This is a genomic window from Nocardioides sp. NBC_00850 (assembly GCF_045207335.1).
GTDB lineage: Bacteria > Actinomycetota > Actinomycetes > Propionibacteriales > Nocardioidaceae > Nocardioides.
Window position 1 is genome coordinate 1,689,995 of the sequence record NZ_CP108845.1, and the last position, 17,648, is coordinate 1,707,642.

General features: G+C 68.7%; 19 protein-coding genes. 11 read left to right on the forward strand and 8 right to left on the reverse strand.

Features of this window, described 5'->3' with window-relative positions; genetic code table 11:
* Positions 1-18: 18 nt before the first annotated feature.
* The gene (locus OH802_RS08265) at positions 19-954 is read right to left on the reverse strand and encodes a sulfite exporter TauE/SafE family protein (protein WP_406026876.1); all 936 of its coding nucleotides are present in this window, start codon (positions 952-954) and stop codon (positions 19-21) included.
* 28 nt (positions 955-982) lie between these two features.
* Here OH802_RS08265 and OH802_RS08270 point away from each other — a divergent pair, with 28 nt between their 5' ends.
* From OH802_RS08270 to OH802_RS08280, 3 genes are all read left to right on the forward strand, one after another.
* A complete protein-coding gene (locus OH802_RS08270; RefSeq protein WP_406026878.1) occupies positions 983-1,939 on the forward strand; it encodes an asparaginase in 957 nt (318 codons plus the stop codon).
* A gap of 141 nt (positions 1,940-2,080) precedes the next feature.
* Positions 2,081-2,521: a helix-turn-helix transcriptional regulator gene (locus OH802_RS08275; RefSeq protein WP_160026788.1), complete on the forward strand. Its 441-nt coding sequence runs from the start codon at positions 2,081-2,083 to the stop codon at positions 2,519-2,521.
* Positions 2,499-3,044, forward strand: a complete 546-nt coding sequence (locus OH802_RS08280; RefSeq protein WP_406026881.1) for a hypothetical protein — start codon at positions 2,499-2,501, stop codon at positions 3,042-3,044. Before OH802_RS08275 ends, OH802_RS08280 begins: the two co-directional genes overlap by 23 nt.
* A 129-nt stretch (positions 3,045-3,173) precedes the next feature.
* Here OH802_RS08280 and galE read toward each other — a convergent pair whose 3' ends face one another.
* The gene (gene galE, locus OH802_RS08285) at positions 3,174-4,151 is read right to left on the reverse strand and encodes a UDP-glucose 4-epimerase GalE (RefSeq protein ID WP_406026883.1); all 978 of its coding nucleotides are present in this window, start codon (positions 4,149-4,151) and stop codon (positions 3,174-3,176) included.
* A gap of 43 nt (positions 4,152-4,194) precedes the next feature.
* On the opposite strand from galE, the gene OH802_RS08290 reads away from it, so the two are divergent.
* The 6 genes from OH802_RS08290 (at position 4,195) to OH802_RS08315 (ending at position 9,820) form a co-directional block, all read left to right on the forward strand.
* On the forward strand, positions 4,195-4,863 hold the full coding sequence (locus tag OH802_RS08290) for a dihydrofolate reductase family protein (protein ID WP_406026885.1): 669 nt from the start codon (positions 4,195-4,197) through the stop codon (positions 4,861-4,863).
* Positions 4,864-4,996: 133 nt separating this feature from the next.
* Positions 4,997-5,911 (forward strand): sugar ABC transporter permease, encoded by a 915-nt coding sequence (locus tag OH802_RS08295; RefSeq protein WP_355224512.1) that lies wholly within the window; start codon positions 4,997-4,999, stop codon positions 5,909-5,911.
* Positions 5,908-6,792 (forward strand): carbohydrate ABC transporter permease, encoded by an 885-nt coding sequence (locus OH802_RS08300; protein WP_406026888.1) that lies wholly within the window; start codon positions 5,908-5,910, stop codon positions 6,790-6,792. Before OH802_RS08295 ends, OH802_RS08300 begins: the two co-directional genes overlap by 4 nt.
* A 42-nt stretch (positions 6,793-6,834) precedes the next feature.
* Positions 6,835-8,211 (forward strand): ABC transporter substrate-binding protein, encoded by a 1,377-nt coding sequence (locus tag OH802_RS08305; RefSeq protein ID WP_406026890.1) that lies wholly within the window; start codon positions 6,835-6,837, stop codon positions 8,209-8,211.
* A gap of 47 nt (positions 8,212-8,258) precedes the next feature.
* On the forward strand, positions 8,259-9,017 hold the full coding sequence (locus OH802_RS08310) for an enoyl-CoA hydratase-related protein (protein WP_406026892.1): 759 nt from the start codon (positions 8,259-8,261) through the stop codon (positions 9,015-9,017).
* A gap of 47 nt (positions 9,018-9,064) precedes the next feature.
* Positions 9,065-9,820, forward strand: a complete 756-nt coding sequence (locus OH802_RS08315; protein WP_406026894.1) for a DinB family protein — start codon at positions 9,065-9,067, stop codon at positions 9,818-9,820.
* Here OH802_RS08315 and OH802_RS08320 read toward each other — a convergent pair.
* On the reverse strand, positions 9,807-10,646 hold the full coding sequence (locus tag OH802_RS08320) for a helix-turn-helix domain-containing protein (RefSeq protein ID WP_406026896.1): 840 nt from the start codon (positions 10,644-10,646) through the stop codon (positions 9,807-9,809). The genes OH802_RS08315 and OH802_RS08320 overlap by 14 nt on opposite strands.
* 138 nt (positions 10,647-10,784) lie before the next feature.
* Here OH802_RS08320 and OH802_RS08325 point away from each other — a divergent pair, with 138 nt between their 5' ends.
* A complete protein-coding gene (locus tag OH802_RS08325; protein WP_406026898.1) occupies positions 10,785-11,648 on the forward strand; it encodes an oxidoreductase in 864 nt (287 codons plus the stop codon).
* Between the two features lie 92 nt (positions 11,649-11,740).
* Complete coding sequence (locus OH802_RS08330) at positions 11,741-12,112, forward strand: YrdB family protein (protein ID WP_406026900.1); 372 nt, start codon at positions 11,741-11,743, stop codon at positions 12,110-12,112.
* Here OH802_RS08330 and OH802_RS08335 read toward each other — a convergent pair.
* The 5 genes from OH802_RS08335 to OH802_RS08355 all read right to left on the reverse strand — a co-directional run bounded on the left by OH802_RS08335 (position 12,060) and on the right by OH802_RS08355 (position 17,563).
* Positions 12,060-12,824 (reverse strand): helical backbone metal receptor, encoded by a 765-nt coding sequence (locus OH802_RS08335; protein ID WP_406026902.1) that lies wholly within the window; start codon positions 12,822-12,824, stop codon positions 12,060-12,062. The two genes, OH802_RS08330 and OH802_RS08335, sit on opposite strands and share 53 nt — an antisense overlap.
* Before the next feature lie 77 nt (positions 12,825-12,901).
* Entirely contained in the window at positions 12,902-16,018 is a 3,117-nt protein-coding gene (gene icmF / locus OH802_RS08340; RefSeq protein WP_406026904.1) for a fused isobutyryl-CoA mutase/GTPase IcmF, read from the reverse strand.
* Between the two features lie 89 nt (positions 16,019-16,107).
* A complete protein-coding gene (locus OH802_RS08345) occupies positions 16,108-16,590 on the reverse strand; it encodes a MarR family winged helix-turn-helix transcriptional regulator (protein WP_406026906.1) in 483 nt (160 codons plus the stop codon).
* A gap of 36 nt (positions 16,591-16,626) precedes the next feature.
* A complete protein-coding gene (locus OH802_RS08350; RefSeq protein ID WP_406026908.1) occupies positions 16,627-17,178 on the reverse strand; it encodes a hypothetical protein in 552 nt (183 codons plus the stop codon).
* 37 nt (positions 17,179-17,215) lie between these two features.
* Positions 17,216-17,563 carry a DUF4333 domain-containing protein gene (locus tag OH802_RS08355; RefSeq protein WP_406026910.1) on the reverse strand — a complete coding sequence of 116 codons (348 nt, stop codon included), beginning with the start codon at positions 17,561-17,563 and terminating at the stop codon, positions 17,216-17,218.
* Positions 17,564-17,648: the final 85 nt, after the last annotated feature.

Genomic DNA, 17,648 nt, shown 5'->3' on the forward strand with positions numbered 1-17,648 from the left:
CGAGCCGACTCGGCGGGGCTACTTGTCCGAACGCTCCGGCAGCCGCCAGGCGGCTGCGTTGTTGTCGAAGGCCTCCAGGCCGCGCGACTGGCGGATGAAGCCCCACAGGAGCGGGCCGAGGAGCAGCATCGCGCCGCCGAGGAGCAGCAGGAAGGTGGCGTCGGCGCCGAGCATCTTGGCGCCCGAGAGGGTCAGCATGATGACGATGCCGCGCCGGATGACCGACTGGGAAACCCAGCGCGCCATCCGGGAGCCGAGGAACGTGCCGGGGGTGCCGCCGAGGATGAGCGGGATCAGCACCGCCCACTCGACGCCGTGGTTGAGCACCTGGCCGATCGCGGCGGCCAGGACGAGCGGCACCGCCTGGAGCAGGTCCGTACCGACCAGCTTCACCGCGGAGAGGGTCGGGTAGACCAGCAGCAGCGCGATCATGATGACCGAGCCGGAGCCGACCGAGGTGATACCGACCAGCAGACCGCCGAGCGCGCCGATGACGACGGTGAGCAACGGCTTCAGGCGGGGATCTTCCTCGGGAGCCTCGTTGCCGGCGGTGACCAGACGCAGCTGCAGGTACATCCGGAACATGTAGGACGCCGCCGCGAACAGCAGGGCCCCGCCGAGGACGAGCTTGAGGAAGTGGTCGGTGTTGCCCGGCGCCAGCTTGTGGACGAAGGTGCCCAGGAACGCGCACGGCACCGAGCCGATGATCAGGTACGTCGCCAGCTTGATGTTGGGCGAGCCGTGGCGCCAGTGCACCGCGGCCCCGACCGACTTGTTGACCGAGGCGGCGACGAGGTCGTTGGCGACCGCGGTCGTCGGCGGCACCCCGAGGAAGATCAGCGCCGGCGTCATCAGGGCGCCACCGCCCATGCCGGTCAGCCCGACGACGATGCCGATGCCGAAGCTGACCACGAGCACGCTGAACGCGTCTTGGGTGAGGAGGTCGGCGAACACGGGGCAACTCTCACATAGTCTCGCCCCCATGCCAGCACCAGTGCCTTTCGCCGAGATCATCCGCTCCGACTTCGTCGAGGGACACCATTACGGATCCGCCGTCTCCCTGGCGGCCGACGGAACCGTGAGCTGGTCGCTCGGTGACGTCGACTCGCCGATCCTGCCGCGCTCCTCGAACAAGCCGGTCCAGGCGCTCGCGATGGTGATCCTCGGCCTCGACCTGCCGCCCGACCTGCTCGCTCTCGCCTGCGCCTCCCACTCGGGAGAGGCGTTCCACCAGGAAGGCGTACGCCGCATCCTCGCCACCGTCGGCCTGGACGAGTCCGCGCTCGGCAACATCGAGGACTACCCGTTCGGTGTCGAGGCGCGAGAGGAGGCGCTCCGTCGCGGCGAGCCGAAGACCCGGCTCGCGATGAACTGCTCCGGCAAGCACGCCGCGATGCTCGCCACCTGCGTCGCCGCAGGCTGGCCGCTGGAGGACTATCTGGACCCGAAGCACCCGCTCCAGGAGGGGATCCAGGAGGTGCTCGAGGCGTGCACCGGCGAGGCCGCGTACGCCACCGTCGACGGCTGCGGGGCGCCGGCCCTCTCCGCGTCGCTGACCGGGCTGGCGCGGGCGTTCTCGACGATCGGCTCGGCGGTCGACGGTCCTGCCGCGCGGGTCGCCGCGGCGATCCGGTCCCACCCCGAGTACGTCTCGGGCACGACCCGCGACGAGGTGGCGCTGCACCGGGCCGTACCCGGGCTGATCGGCAAGCTGGGTGCCGAGGCGGTCTACGCCGTCGCGCTTCCCGACGGCCGCGCGTGGGCGCTGAAGGCCGACGACGGCGGTGACCGGGCGCGGGCGGCGGTGATGGCCGCCGCGCTGCTGCGGGACGGGGTCGGCGACCTGGTCGGGGTCGACGCCGACGCACTGCGGGCGACCGGGGACGCGCCGATCCTCGGCGGTGGGCGTCGGGTGGGGGAGATCCGTGCGCTTCTGTGAGGTGCTAGCGGCTGGCTAGCGAGTCGCGGCTGCCTCTTCTTCGCGCGTTTTCGCCGGTTGATGAGGCAACTAGTGGGTGATGTGTGTCACTTCGGTTGCTCAGGCCTTGTGTTTGCTAGCAATTGTTAGCACACTGGAGCCATGGTCAAGAGCAAGGTCACGAGTGCGGTTGGCACGCTCGGCGAGTATCTGAAGGAACAGAGGATCTCGGCTGAGATGTCTCTGCGTCAGCTCGCCGACCAAGCAGGTGTGTCCAACCCCTACCTCAGCCAGATCGAACGCGGTCTGCGCAAGCCATCGGCTGAGGTCCTCCAGCAGATCGCCAAGGCGCTGCGTATCTCGGCGGAGCAGGTCTATGTCCGTGCCGGGATCCTCAGCCCCGACTCCAACGTCGGGGGGTCCGTGGAGCTCGCCGTGCTCGCCGACCCGAGCCTGACCGAGCGGCAGAAGCACTCGCTGCTCGACGTCTATCACTCGTTCCTTGCTCTCAACAGTCGTGTCACCGACGATGCGCCGGCCGCCGATGAAACCGCTGAACCCCATCACGAGGAGAACCCAGATGCCCACCCTGCCCAAGATTGAGACCACCAAGCCCCTCAACGCCGTCGCCGGCGTCGCCGACCTCGCCTACGAGACCGTCAAGAGCTACGCCACCGACCTGCAGAAGAAGGTCGACGACTACCGCTCCGAGGCGACCACCAAGCTGACCGACGCTCGCTCCAAGGCGACCGAGAAGGCCACCGCCTACCGCACCCAGGCGACCGAGAAGGCGACTGCTGCCAAGTCCACCGTGACCGGCTTCGACCCGAAGTCGCTCCCGGCCCTGGCCAAGGAGCAGTACACCGTTCTCCCCGAGAAGCTGAAGACCACCGTCAAGGCCAAGCTCGACGAGACCACCGACTCCGCCACCGGCACCTACGACAAGCTCGCCACCCGCGGTGAGACCTTCGTCGCGAAGTTCAAGAAGGCCGAGACCGAGGCCCCCGCCGAGACCCCGGCTGAGGCTCCCAAGGCTGAGGCACCCAAGGCCGAGGCCGCTCCGGCCGAGAAGCCGGCCCCCGCCAAGAAGGCCCCGGCCAAGAAGACCGCTGCCAAGAAGGCCTGATCTGCGTCATTCCTTCGTCAAGTTATGCCGACGAAGGCACACATCCCTCGCGGAGTTCCGCGAGGGATGTGTTCGTTTTGCCGCATACCTTGACCAACGAACAGCCCGCGCTCGCGCGGGACGGAGGGGTCAGCTGGGGTAGTCGGCGCCTGCGGCCTGGCGGGCCTCCCAGGCGGTGGCGACCATGGAGCGCAGGTCGTGGCGCATCTCCCAGTCGAGGTCGCGCCGGGCGAGCTCGCCGGTGGCGACGATGCGGGCGGGGTCGCCGGGACGACGCGGCTTGATGACCGGCTCGAAGTCGATGCCGGTGACCTCGCGGATGGCGTCCATGATCTGCCGCACGGAGGAGCCGTCGCCCGAGCCGAGGTTGTAGACCGGCTCGAGGTCCTTGCCCTCGGCGAGCCGCTTGGCGGCGACGACGTGGGAGTGGGCGAGGTCGGCGACGTGCACGTAGTCGCGTACGCAGGTGCCGTCGGGGGTCGGGTAGTCGTCACCGTTGATCTGCGGCGTCTTGCCCTTGGCCAGCGCGTCGAAGACGAGGGGGAAGAGGTTGTGGGGGCTGGTGTCGTAGAGGTCCTTGCTGCCGGACCCGACGACGTTGAAGTAGCGCAGGCTGGTGTGCGAGAGCCCCTCGGAGCGCGCCACGTCGGCGATCAGCCACTCGCCGATCAGCTTCGACTCGCCGTAGGGGCTCTCCGGGTTGGTCGGCGTGGTCTCGGTGACCAGGTCGACGTCGGGGGTGCCGAAGGTGGCGGCGGAGGAGGAGAAGACCAGCGCGTCGACACCGGTGGCCGTCATCGCCTCGAGGAGGTTGGCGGTGCCGGTGACGTTCTGTGCGTACGTGTGCAGCGGCCGCTGCACCGACACGCCCGCGTACTTGAAGCCGGCGAGGTGGATGACTCCCTCGACGCCGTGGTTGGAGATCGCCTGCTCGATCGCGGACTTGTCCAGCAGCGTCGCCTCGACGAACGTGACGTTGTCGGGCACGAACTTCGCGAATCCCGAGGACAGGTCGTCGATGACGACCGGCTCCATGCCCGCGTCGAGCAGTGCCTGCACGACGTGCGATCCGATGTAGCCCGCGCCTCCGGTAACCAACCAACTCATGCGATGAAGATAGCGGGGTGTCCTGAGCGGTTAGGTTTGCGGGGTGAGGCTCCTGCACGGTGACGGCGACCCGACGACCCCCGAAGGCCTGCGTGCCATCTACGCCCCGCCTCGCCTGCCGTGGTTGCGGGCCAACATGGTCAGCTCCCTGGACGGTGCGGCGACCGGCTCCGACGGCCGCTCCGGCACGGTCAACAACGCCGTCGACGTCGACGTCTTCCACGTCCTGCGCGACCTCGCCGACGCCGTCCTGGTCGGCGCCGGGACCGCCATCGCAGAGACGTACAAAGCCAAGGGGGCGCCGATCGTCGTCGTCTCCCGCCGCGGCCGGATCCCCGACGATCTCCGCGGCTGCCAGCCGGGCGCGGTCCGGCTCGCCACGGTGGCCGAAGCGCCCGGCCTGGACGCCGCGCGCGACGAGATCGGCGAGGAGAACGTCTACGTCGCCGGCACCTCCGAGGTCGACCTGTCGGCACTCCTCGACCGGCTGCACGAGGAGGGCATGCAGCACGTGCTCTGCGAGGGCGGCCCGACCCTTCTCGGCTCGCTGCTCGAGGCCGGCGTGGTCGACGAGCTCTGCCACACGATCACGCCCAAGCTCCTCGCGGGCGAAGGCCGGCGGATCGTGACCGGGCCGCCCAGGGACGTACCGGTGTCGTTGGGGTCCCTCATCGAGCACGACGGCACGCTGCTCGGACGTTGGCTCCTTTGATTGCTTCGGGCTCCGCTTCAGCTGGTAAACAGATGACGTTCACGGTCAGTTTCCGGTAACGAAATCTTGAGACCGAGAGTTTTACTCTTGACGGGGTCCGGCCCAGCCGCTTGACTCACCGATCGTGCCAGGTATGACGGCCGTCACGACCAAGCGACCACGTCAGGCACTCTCGGGAAGACGCTTACGGGAGTGGCTGATCTTTGTCGCGTTCGTCGCGCCCAATGTCGCTCTGATCGCGGTCTTCACCTACCGACCGCTCTTCCAGAACATCTACTACTCCACGCTCAACTGGACGCTGGGCTCGAAGTTCGCGACCCCGGTCGGGCTGGGCAACTACCGCGACTTCTTCACCTCCGGCGAGGCGAGCAAGGTGCTCACCACGACGGCGATCTTCACCGTCGCGACCGTCGGTCTCACCCTCGCCCTGGGCCTGGGTGTCGCGCTGGCGCTGAACCGCAAGCTGCCGGGCGCCGGCTTCGCGCAGGCGACGGTCTTCGCGCCGTACATCCTCTCCGGCTACGGCGTCGGGCTCGCCTGGCTCTACATCTTCGACCCCAACATCGGCGCGCTCTCCGCGATCCTGCGCGACATCGGCCTGAACAGCCCGGAGTGGATCAACTCGCCTCCGTGGACGCTGACGATGGTGATCATCGTCTACGTCTGGAAGAACCTCGGCTATGCCGCGGTCATCTACCTCGCCGGCCTGCAGGCGGTGCCGGGCGACGTGCTGGAGGCGGCCGATCTCGACGGCGCCGGCCCGGTGAGACGGTTCTTCACGGTGACCCTGCCGCTGCTGTCGCCGACCACGTTCTTCCTGTTGGTCACCACGATCCTCAACAGCCTGCAGGCCTTCGACCTGCTGATCGCGATGGACAAGCTCGGCCGGGGCGCCCGCACCCTGATCTTCGACGCCTACCTGACCGGCTTCAAGGAGCAGAGCCAGGCGGGCTACTCCGCGATGCTGTCCACGGTGCTCTTCGCGATCCTCGTGGTGATCACGCTCGTCCAGCTGATCGTCGTGGAGAGGCGGGTCCACTACAGATGAGCACGAGTGCTCCCTCGCGCCGGGTGCGGCTGAAGCGAAGCCCGAAGCAATTCAGATCGCTGTCGCCGCTGACCGTGCGCGACTACCTCGTGCTCCTGCTCGCCGTGCTCGTCGTCGTGCTGCCGCTCGGCTACATGTTCCTGGCCTCCTTCAAGGGCCCCGGCGACCTAGCGACCACCGACCTGGTCGTCTTCCCCGAGGTCTGGCAGCCGGAGAACTACGCCGAGGCCGCGCAGAAGGTCCCCTTCGGGCGGCTCTTCCTCAACTCCACCATCGTCACGGTCGTCGGCTCCGGGCTGAAGGTGCTGCTGGCGATCCTGACGGCGTACGGCCTGGTCTTCTGCGAGTTCCCCGGCAGGAAGTACATCTTCTGGGGCGTGCTCGCCACGATGATGGTGCCGCCGCAGGTCACCGCGCTGCCCAACTACGTCTTCATCAGCAGCCTCGGCGGCGAGAACACCTACTGGGGCCTCATCCTGCCTGGCCTCGGCACCGGCTTCGGTACGTTCCTGCTGCGCCAGGCCTTCATGCAGCTGCCCTACGAGGTGATCGAGGCGGCTCACCTCGACGGCGCCGGCCACTGGCGGAGGCTGTGGCACTGCGTGGTGCCGATGTCGTTGCCGTCGATCGCGACCGTGGCCCTGGTCAACGTGGTCTACGAGTGGAACGACTACCTGTGGCCGCTGATCATCATCACCGATCCCGAGATGATGACGCTGCCACGCGGTCTGACGCTGCTGCAGAACAGCGAGTCCGCGGCCAGCTCGTTCGGGGTCCTGATGGCCGGCACCGTGATGGTGCTGCTGCCGATCCTCGTCGTCTTCGCGTTCCTACAGCGCCACATCGTCAACGGCTTCACCCAAGGCGGCGTCAAAGGCTGACGTTCTCAGCCCACAGTTGGCACAACAGGGAAAGGATGCTTCATGAACACCTCGTCCAACCTGCATCGCTCGGGTCTGATCCTGGACCGACGACGTTTCCTCGGCCTCAGCGCCCTGGGCATCTCCGCGGCGGCGCTCTCCGCCTGCGGCGGTGGCCCTTCGACCAGCGGTGGTGGCGGTGGCGCCAGCGCCGTCGAGCAGATCGACTTCAGTGGTGTGAAGCCGGCCAAGGAGATCACCTTCTGGACCTCCAACCCGGGTGACTCGATCAAGGTCAGCACCGAGATCGTCAACGCCTTCAACGCCTCCCAGTCCGACATCACCGTCAAGCTGGTCACGGCCGGGGCCGACTACGAGGAGATCGCGCAGAAGTTCCAGACCGCGCAGACCGGCGGCGACCTGCCCGACATCATCAACCTGTCGGACGTGTGGTGGTTCCGCTACAAGATGAACGACCAGATCATCCCGCTCGACTCGCTCTTCGAGGCGCTCGAGTTCGACACCGACGACTACGTCGACTCGCTGCTGGGCGACTACCTCTACGACGACGCCCACTGGGCGGTCCCGTGGGCACGCTCGACGCCGCTCTTCTACTACAACAAGGACCACTGGAAGAAGGCCGGGCTCTCCGATCAGGGCCCGCAGACCTGGGAGGAGTTCGGCGAGTGGAAGACCGAGCTCGCCGCGACCAGCGGCGCGAAGTTCGCCTTCCAGTTCCCCGCCCTGGCGGGCTACGCCGGCTGGACCCTGCAGAACAACCTGTGGGGCTGGGGCGGAGGCTGGTCGAAGGAGGAGTCCTTCGACATCACCTGCAACTCGGCCATGTCGGTCGAGGCGCTCTCCTTCCTCAAGGACTGGGTCTACAAGGACAAGGTCGCCGGGGTTGCCGGCGTCGACCAGATCCAGGACTTCGCCGCGGGCGTCGCCAGCGCCACCGTGGGCTCGACCGGTGACCTGATCAACGCGATCACCTCGGCGAAGTTCGACGTCGGCGTCGCGCCGCTGCCGGCCGGGCCGGAGGAGGCCGAGCGGATCTGCCCGACCGGCGGCTCGGGCGTCGGCATCCCGAAGGACATCAGCCCCGAGCGGCAGCTCGCGGCCGGCACCTTCATCAAGTTCCTCACCGAGCCCGAGCAGGCGATCAAGTTCTCGGAGGCGACCGGCTACGTGCCGATCCGCAAGTCTGCCGACCCCGCCGCGATCCTGAAGAAGACCCCGCAGGCCCAGGTCGCCATCGACCAGCTCGCCAACACCCGCTCGCAGGACTACGCCCGTGTCTTCCTGCCCGGTGGCGACCTGGAGATGGCCAACCACATGGCCTCGATCCTCACCGAGAACAAGGACGTCCAGACCGAGATGGACAGCCTGAAGGCGGCGCTGGAGAAGATCTACACCGACCAGGTGAAGCCGCACATCTGATGAGCACCGCGTAGGGCACCCCGCGGGGTGCCCTACGCTCGGTTCTCGTGAGCGAGGACTTGGTAGTGGAGCGGCGCCCGGGCGTCGTACAGGTGACCTTCAACCGGCCGCAGAAGCACAACGCCTTCACCGCGGAGATGTACGGCGCGCTGCACGAGCTGTGCGACGAGCTGGCCACCGACGAGTCGGTGAAGGTGCTGGTGCTGACCGGCACCGGCGGCCGGGCGTTCGCCGCCGGCAACGAGATCTCCGACTTCCTCTCCCGCGACGCGGTGGACTACGAGGACTGGATCCGCGCGCTGCTCGAGAAGCTGTTCGCGCTCCCGCAGGTCACCATCGCCGCGGTCGACGGCGTCTGTGTCGGCGGCGGGCTCGCGGTCGCGACCCACTGCGACCTGCGGGTCGCGACGCCGCACTCGCGTTTCGGCTACCCGATCGCGAAGACGCTCGGCAACGCGCTCGCGGCCTCCATCGTCTACCGCGCGGCCGCCGTCTTCGGTGAGCCGGTCGTGCGGGAGATGCTGCTCGCGGCGCGGCTGGTCGGCGCGGACCGCGCCTATGCCACCGGCGCGCTGACCGCCGTCACCGACTCGCTGGCCGACGAGGTCGACGCGCTGGTCGAGGGCATCCTGCCGCTCTCCGGCGTCACGGTCCGGGCCACCAAGAGCCAGCTCGCCGCGTACGCCGCCCGGGCGGAGGCCTCGCCGGAGGGCGATGAGGACCTGCTGCGCGAGGTCTACACGGGCGCCGACTTCAAGGAGGGCGTACGCGCGTTCCTGGCCAAGGAGAAGCCCGCCTTCCGCTAGACCCGTAAGTCCGTTGACGGGTGCGCCGGGTGGGCTGACCATGTTGTATGCCCACCGAGCAGAAGACGTACGTCAACAGCGACCTCTTCCGGGGCGCGCTGATCCGGCAGAGCGACGTCAGCGACCTGGAGATCCGGGACTGCTGGTTCGAGGAGCGGCTGAAGATCGTCGACTGCTACGGCCGCGACGTCTATGTCGCCGGCGCCTTCGGGCGGATCGTGGTCAACGACGTCGACGTGACGGCGTACGTCGAGGCCGAGCTCGACCGGGCCGAGCCCAACCGGGTGCTGGCCCGTGAGGCGAAGACAGCCGACGAGATCCGCGCGGCCTGGGCGGCGATCGAGGAGACCTGGGCAGCCACGTTCGAGCGCGCCCGGGCGCTGCCGGAGGAGCTGCTCCATCAACGGGTGGACGACGAGTGGTCGTTCATCGAGACCCAGCGCCATCTGCTCTATGCCAGCGACAAGTGGCTCGGCAACCCGGTCCTCGAGGAGGACGAGCCCTACCACCCGCTCGGCTATGGGCCCGCGGGGGCGGATGAGACCGGCACAGGACTCACCGTCGACGCCGACCCGTCGCTGGAGCAGATCCTGGAGCCCCGCCTCGCCCGGATGGGCACGATGCGCGCGTTCGTCTCGGGGGTCACCGATGCAGACCTCGACCGGCTCTGCGCCCGCAAGCCGATCGGCAACGACCCCGACGCCGACTACTACGTACGCCGATGCCTCAAGGTCGTGCTCGCCGAAGAGGCCGAGCACCACCGCTATGCCGTACGCGATCTCGCTGTCCTCAGCGCTGGTTGAGGCGCGCCGCCTCGTCGGACCCGAGCGACCCGAGGAGCGCCAGCTTCTCGGCGCTCTCCGAGCCGGGTTCGGCGTGGTAGGTGCCCAGGATCAGACCGCTCCCGTCGCTGAGCGTGAACTTCTGGCGGTGCAACGTCAGCGGCCCGACCTGCGGGTGGTCGAGCAGCATGGTGCCACCGGCGAGGGCCTTGACGTCGTGCCGCGCCCAGAGCTGCCGGAACCGCTCGCTGGCCAAGGAGAGCTCGCCGACCAGCTCGACGAAGCGAGGGTCGTCGGTGTCGCTCCCGACCGAGGTGCGGAACGCGGCCACCAGGGAGCCGCAGATCGACTCCCACTCCGTATGCAGCGCCTGCACCGCCTGATCGAGGAAGACCGAACGGAGACGGTTCTCGCCAACGACGAGGGCGGGGTCGAGAAGCCGCGCAAGCGCGTTGCTGGCGAGGATGTCGAGATATCGGTCCTCGATGACCGCGGGAACGCCGACGACCTCCAGGAGCTGGGCGAGCGAAGGTGGCACCTGCGCCCGCCTGCGGCGACGTGTACGTCGTGCGCGAGGAGCGACCAGGCCCAGCAGATAGCTCGTGCCGGCCTCGTCGAGCTGCAGCACCCGGGCGATCGACTCCAGCACCTGCGGTGACGGGTTGCGGTCGCGGCCCTGTTCCAGTCGCAGGTAGTAGTCAGCGCTCACGCCGGCGAGCAGGGCGACCTCCTCGCGGCGCAGGCCAGGGACCCGGCGTACGCCTGTGGTCGGCAGACCCACTGCGTCGGGGCGTACGAGCTCTCGTCTGGCTCGGAGATAGACGCCCAGCCGGTTGTCGTCGCTCACGGTCTCCACGATAGTTGCGCGCCGGCCCGGGGATCGAGCTCCAGGCTGGTCCCCGCACTACCAGGATCAGCGGCCCTCTCCCTCGTCCGTGCCTGGCGAGGGACGCTGGAGGCGCCGAGAAGCACGAGAGGACCACCAATGACCTACACAGACACACACACGTACGGCACCTACGCGCTGGGCGACCTCACGGTTCGCCGGATGGGCTACGGCGCCATGCAGCTCGCGGGGCCGCATGCGTTCGGCCCACCGGCCGACCGGGACGCCGCGATCGCGGTGCTCCGTGAGGCGGTCGCCCTGGGCGTCGACCACATCGACACCAGCGACTTCTACGGGCCGTACGTCACCAACCAGATCATCAAGGAGGCGCTGCATCCCTACCCCGAGAGCCTGCGCATCGTCACGAAGGTCGGAGCGCGGCGTGACGCCGAGGGAGCCTGGCTCCCGGCAGACTCTGCCGACGAGCTGCGCGCTGCCGTCCACTCCAACCTGGAGCATCTCGGCCTCGAGGCGCTCGACGTCGTCAACCTGCGGGTGATGGGCGGTACGGACGTCGCCGGCACCGCCCGCGCCTACGCCGTCCTGGCCGAACTGCGGGAGCAGGGGCTGATCCGCCACCTCGGGATCAGCGAGGCCACCGCCGAGCAGGTCGCCGCGGCACAGGACATCGCGCCGGTCGTCAGCGTCCAGAACCTCTACAACCTGGCCAACCGCAATGACGACGACCTGATCGACTCGCTGGCCGAGCAGGGCATCGCGTACGTCCCGTACTTCCCGCTCGGCGGCTTCACGCCGCTGCAGTCCGATGCCCTCGACGTCGTCGCCGAGCGGCTGGGTGCAGGCCGGATGGCGGTCGCGCTCTCCTGGCTGCTGCAGCGCTCGCCCAACATCCTGCTCATCCCGGGCACCTCGTCGGTCGACCACCTGCGCGAGAACGTCGCCGGTGCCGCGCTCGAGCTCAGCGCGGACGACGTGGCGGAGCTGGACACGATCGGTCGCTAGGCGAATCCGTTGACCTGCGCCTCCACTGGGCGAGGACTCTGCCCACGGGATATTCACGGGACCGACGCGTTGGCTGACCCTACGATGTCGCCGTGGCGGTCTTCGGCTGGTTCGTGCTGACTCTGGTGTTCGTCGATGAGCTGTTGGCGATGGCTGCCTTCGGCGTCTGGGGCTGGCAGCACGAGCCGCGGTGGCTGCTGGTCTGGCTGCTGCCGGCGGCGGCCATGTTCGTCTGGTGGTTGTTCGCCTCGCCCAAGGCGACTCATGGCGGGCCGGTGGTCCGGCCGGTCGTGAAGGTGATCGTCTTCGGGCTCGCCTCGCTGGCCCTCCTGGACGCCGGTCACCCCGGATGGGCGCTCGCCCTGCTGGTCTTCTCGGTCGTCGTCAACGGCCTGGCTCAGCTGCCGGCGATCAGCCGGCTGCCCACCGATGCGCTTCGAGAAGACTCGGCCCGTACCACGTGATCAGCCGGCCGCTGACCAGCTCGGTCGGCGTCCGCGCGAACGCCTCCGGGCCGTCCTCGGCGGTGAAGACGTACGGCTCGTCGGGCAGCAGCACCACGTCGGCCCCGGCGTCGTCGATCTCGGCCAGCTCGACGTGCGGATAGCGGTCCGCGTGTTCGCCGAAGACGTTCTCCCAGCCCAGTCGCCGCAGCAGATCCCCGGTGAAGGTCCGTGAGCCGACCACCATCCACGGGTCGCGCCAGATCGGCACCGCGACCCGGCGAGTGACCCGGGGGAGCGGCCCGCACCAGAGCCGGCGGGCATCGACGAGCCAGTCCGGGCGGTCCCAGCCGATCCCGTCGAGAAGGTTCTCCATGGACGCGATCGCCTGGGGGACCGTCTCGATGTCCGTGACCCAGACCCGGATGCCCCGCTCCCGAAGCCGACGTACGTCCAGCTCCCGGTTCTCCTCCTTGTTGGCCACCACGAGGTTCGGCGCCAGTGCGGCGATCGCGGCCAGATCCGGGTTCTTGGTGCCGCGCACGCGGGGCACGTCGAGGTCCGCCGGATGTGTGCACCAGTCCGTCGCCCCGACGACCCGGTCCGCCGCGACCGAGACGAGCGCCTCGGTCAGCGACGGGACCAGCGAGACCACCCGCGTCGCCGGACGTGGGCCGTCGTACGTGGTGCCCAGGTCGTCGGTTGGCGCCGGATGCTCACCGAGGTAACTCACTCAACGCTCGCTTCCTTCGTGGAACTCCACGAGGACAGTGGCTGTTCACCGAGTTACCTCGGTGAACAGCCACCCCCTCACACGTTGCGCCGGTACTGGCCCCCGACCTCGAAGAACGCCTCGGTGACCTGGCCGAGCGAGCAGACGCGAGCCGCGTCCATGAGCGCGGCGAAGACGTTCTCGTCGGAGGTGGCGGCCTGCTTGAGGCGTACGATCGCGGCTTCCGCCTCGGCCGAGTGGGCGGCCTGGAAGGCGTGGACGCGGTCGAGCTGGGACTTCTTCTCGGTCTCGGTCGCACGGGCGAGCTCGACGGGGCCGGCGGGGGCTCCGTTGGTGTCGCGTACGAACGTGTTGACGCCGACGATCGGCAGCGTGCCGTCGTGCTTGCGGTGCTCGTAGAGCATCGACTCGTCCTGGATCTTGCCGCGCTGGTAGCCGGTCTCCATCGCGCCGAGCACGCCGCCGCGCTCGGAGATCCGGTCGAACTCCTTCAGTACGGCCTCCTCGACGAGGTCGGTGAGCTCGTCGATGATGAAGGAGCCCTGGAGCGGGTTCTCGTTGAACGCCAGGCCCCACTCGCGGTTGATGATCAGCTGGATCGCCAGCGCGCGCCGCACCGACTCCTCGGACGGAGTCGTCACGGCCTCGTCGAAGGCGTTGGTGTGCAGCGACTGGGCGTTGTCGTAGATCGCGATGAGCGCCTGCAGCGTGGTGCGGATGTCGTTGAAGTCCATCTCCTGCGCGTGCAGGGACCGGCCCGAGGTCTGGACGTGGTACTTCAGCTTCTGCGAGCGCTCCGAGGCGCCGTAGCGCTCCCGCATCGCGATCGCCCAGATCCGGCGGGCGACGCGGCCGATCACCGAGTACTCCGGGTCCATCCCGTTGGAGAAGAAGAAGGACAAGTTCGGTGCGAAGTCGTCGATCGACATCCCGCGGGCGAGGTAGGACTCCACGTAGGTGAAGCCGTTGGCGAGCGTGAAGGCGAGCTGGGAGATGGGGTTCGCGCCGGCCTCGGCGATGTGATAGCCGGAGATGCTCACCGAGTAGAAGTTGCGCACCCCGTTCTCGATGAACCACTCCTGGATGTCGGCCATGCAGCGCAGCGAGAACTCCGTGGAGAACAGGCAGGTGTTCTGCCCCTGGTCCTCCTTGAGGATGTCGGCCTGCACGGTCCCGCGGACCGTCTGCAGCGCCTTCGCCGGGTCGATCCCGCGCTCGCGCGCCTGGTCGATCACGGTGTTGAGGAAGAACGCCAGGATCGTCGGCGCCGGCCCGTTGATCGTCATCGACACCGAGGTCGTCGGGGCGAGCAGGTCGAAGCCGTCATAGAGCGCCTTCATGTCCTCCAGCGTCGCCACCGAGACGCCGGAGGTGCCGACCTTGCCGTAGATGTCGGGGCGTACGTCGGGGTCGCGGCCGTAGAGGGTGACCGAGTCGAACGCGGTCGAGAGCCGGGTCGCCGGCTGGCCCTCGGAGAGCAGCTTGAAGCGGCGGTTGGTGCGGAACGGGTCGCCCTCGCCGGCGAACATGCGCGCCGGGTCCTCGTTGGCCCGCTTGTAGGGGAAGACGCCCGCGGTGAACGGGAAGAACCCGGGCAGGTTCTCGTTGCGCAGGAACCGGGTCAGCTCGCCGCGGTCGGTGTAGCGAGGGGTCGCCACTCGGGGGATGTAGTTGCCGGCCAGCGACGTGCGGCCGCTGTCGTCGGCGGCGTACGTCTCCTTGGTCTCCTCCCAGGAGGAGAGCTGTTCGCGCAGGTCGTCGGGGATATCGCTGGCGGGAGCCTCGAGCTCGGGGTGGTCCGCGGCCACGATCTCGTAGGCCTGCTCCTTCCGCGCCGCGGCGACGAGCTCCACGGTGCGGTCGTGGTAGTCGCGTACGTCGCCCGCGATGTCGGCGAGGTAGCGGACCCGCCTCTCGGGGATGATCGGGTGAATGCCCGTCGAGTGGCGGGTCGAGACCCGGGGCAGGACGCCCTCGCTGACCGCGAGCCCCGCCTCGGCGATGAGCCCGCGCAGGTGCTGGTAGAGCGCGGTGACGCCGTCGTCGTCGAAGGCGGCGGCCGAGGTGCCGAAGACCGGCATGTCGTCGGGGGAGGAGGTGAACGCCTCCCGGTTGCGGACGAGCTGGCGGGACACGTCGCGCAGTGCGTCCTCGGCCCCGCGCCGCTCGAACTTGTTGATCGCCACGACGTCGGCGAAGTCGAGCATGTCGATCTTCTCCAGCTGCGAAGCGGCGCCGAACTCGGGCGTCATCACGTAGAGCGAGACGTCGACGAAGTCGCTGATCCCGGTGTCGCCCTGGCCGATGCCGGGGGTCTCGACGATGACGAGGTCGACGGCGGCCTTCATCACGGTGAGCACGTCAGCGAAGTGCTCGGGCACCTCGTGACCGCCGCGGGTGGCCAGCGAGCGGTAGTAGGTGGTCGAGCCGCCGTCGGTGATCGCGGCGAGGGAGTTCATCCGGATCCGGTCGCCCAGCAGCGCACCGCCGCCGCGCCGCCGGGTCGGGTCGATGGCGAGTACGCCGATGCGGATCTTGTCCTCCTGGTCGACCCGCAGCCGCCGGACCAGCTCGTCGGTGAGCGAGGACTTGCCGGAGCCGCCGGTGCCGGTGACGCCGAGCACGACGGCCTGGTCGGCCTCGCGCAGACGCGTCAGGAAGTCCTCGGGGAGCCGGCCCTGCTCGGCGCCGGTGATCGCGCGTCCGATGGAGAGCCCGTAGCCGGCGATCACGCCGTTGGGGGTGATGGGGAAGGTGGGCCACAGGTCACGGTCGATGTCGCGCACGACCGTGTTGATCATCCCCGGGAGCCCCAGTCGCTGGCCGTCCTCGGGGGAGAAGATCTTGACGCCGGAGTTGGCCAGTCGCTCGATCTCGTAGGGAACGATCACGCCGCCGCCACCGCCCACGACCTTGACGTGGCCGGCGCCGCGCTCCTTGAGGGCGCACACCAGATACTCGAAGAACTCCACGTGTCCGCCCTGGTAGGAGGAGACCGCGACGCAGTGGGCATCCTCCTGGACGGCGGCGTCGGCGATCTCGGTCACCGAGCGGTTGTGGCCGAGGTGGATCACCTCGCATCCCTGTGCCTGGAAGATCCGGCGCATGATGTTGATCGCCGCGTCGTGACCGTCGAACAGGCTGCTCGCGGTCACGATCCGTACGTGGTTCTGGGGGATGTGGAGGTCGGACATGGGCGGGCTCCCAGGGAAATAGTTGGACGTCCAAGTAATTCCAGCATAGGTCGTCCCTCGCGTACTTGCCAGTACGCGACGTCGCCGTCTCAGCCGACGGCATCCCCCGAGGCCGCGCGGAGCTGGGTGAGCAGGGCGGTCAGACCGGGTACGTCATCGATGTCGGGCTTCTCGAAGACCTCGCTGTTGAGCGAGATCGTGGCCGCCTCGACCGCCTCGCGCCCCGCGTCGGAGATGGCGGCGAGGACCACGCGCCCGTCGTCGGCGGAGCGGCTGCGGCGTACGAAGCCCTGCTTCTCCAGGCGAGCGACGGCGCTGGTCACCGAGGCGGGGTGGACCTGGAGGCGGGAGCCGAGCTTGGCCATGGGGAGCTGGCCGTCCTGGGTGAAGGAGAGGAGGCGAAGCACCTCGTAGCGGGCGAAGGAGAGGTCGTGGGGGCGCAGTGCGGCGTCGACGCGCTCCATCACGAGCTGGTGCACGCGCACGAGCGAGGTCACCAGCGCCATCCCGTCGGCGGCATCGGCCCAGCCGTGCGCGATCCACTGCCGTTTCGCCTCGCCGATCGGATCCATGCGGGCCAGCATCACACAGATGGCTTTACGAACTGATTACGACGGCGCGCCGAAGGTCCCGAGCAGGTTGAGAATCACCGCGACGCCGATGACGGTCGCGATCACCGAGAGCGTCACTACGAGGCCGACGGCGACGGAGAAGCCCGCCCCCTCGTGCCGCGCGCCGCGCTGCTGCAGCGCGTAGAGCCGGGCGACGCTGGTGATCAGCGTGCGCCCCTCCTCGGCGTCGAAACGGTACTGGTCCGTGTCGGGGACCGCCTCGGGGTCGTGCACGGTCCACACGCCCTGGTCGGTCTGCTCGTCATCGGCCTCGATGCGGCGTACGCCGGTCCTCTGCGTGTGGGGCACGTCGCCGAACCAGACGAGGCTGCGGGTGTCCTCGATGATCGCGTACGAGCTCCGGGTCGGCATCGAGACGTGGTAGGTGAAGACCCAGTGCAGCTTGGCTGCCAGCAGCGTGGAGTGCCAGCGTTCGTCGGCCAGGTCGAGCTCCACGTCGAAACCGCGCGCCGTCTCGGTCGCCTTGTAGGGAGTTCCGTCGCACACGCGCGCGACATGTTCGAAGAAGGGCCTCGCATGAGGGGACACGACTCAACAGGCTATCTGTTCCGGGGACTCTGTGGGCTCACTCCGTGGCGTTGGGCGGCACGTCGATCTTGAAGCGGACCCGGCCGCCGTCGACGTCGTCGACGGTGATGATCGCGTCGTACTTCTCGCCCTCAGAGGTGAGGACGCAGGTCATCTCCGTGCCGACCTTGCCCTCGAGATCGCCGGGGCAGTCGAGCCCCTCGGGGGTGACGCCGATGGCGTTGGTGAGCTGCTCGGTCGCGATCCGCTCGACCGTCTTCTCCTGCACGTAGTCCTTGCTCGAGCCGCCGCAGGCCGTCAGGGACAGGCTCAGGAACAGGCCCAGCGGCAGCACGAGCAGTGCCGCGCCGGTCGTGGCGCCCGAGAAGGCGCGGATGCGTGTCATGCGCTCAGCCTAGGGGTAGGCAAAGATCAGGCAGACGTACGCCGCACCAGCACGCGCCCAACGACGCCAAAGGCCGCCGACCCCG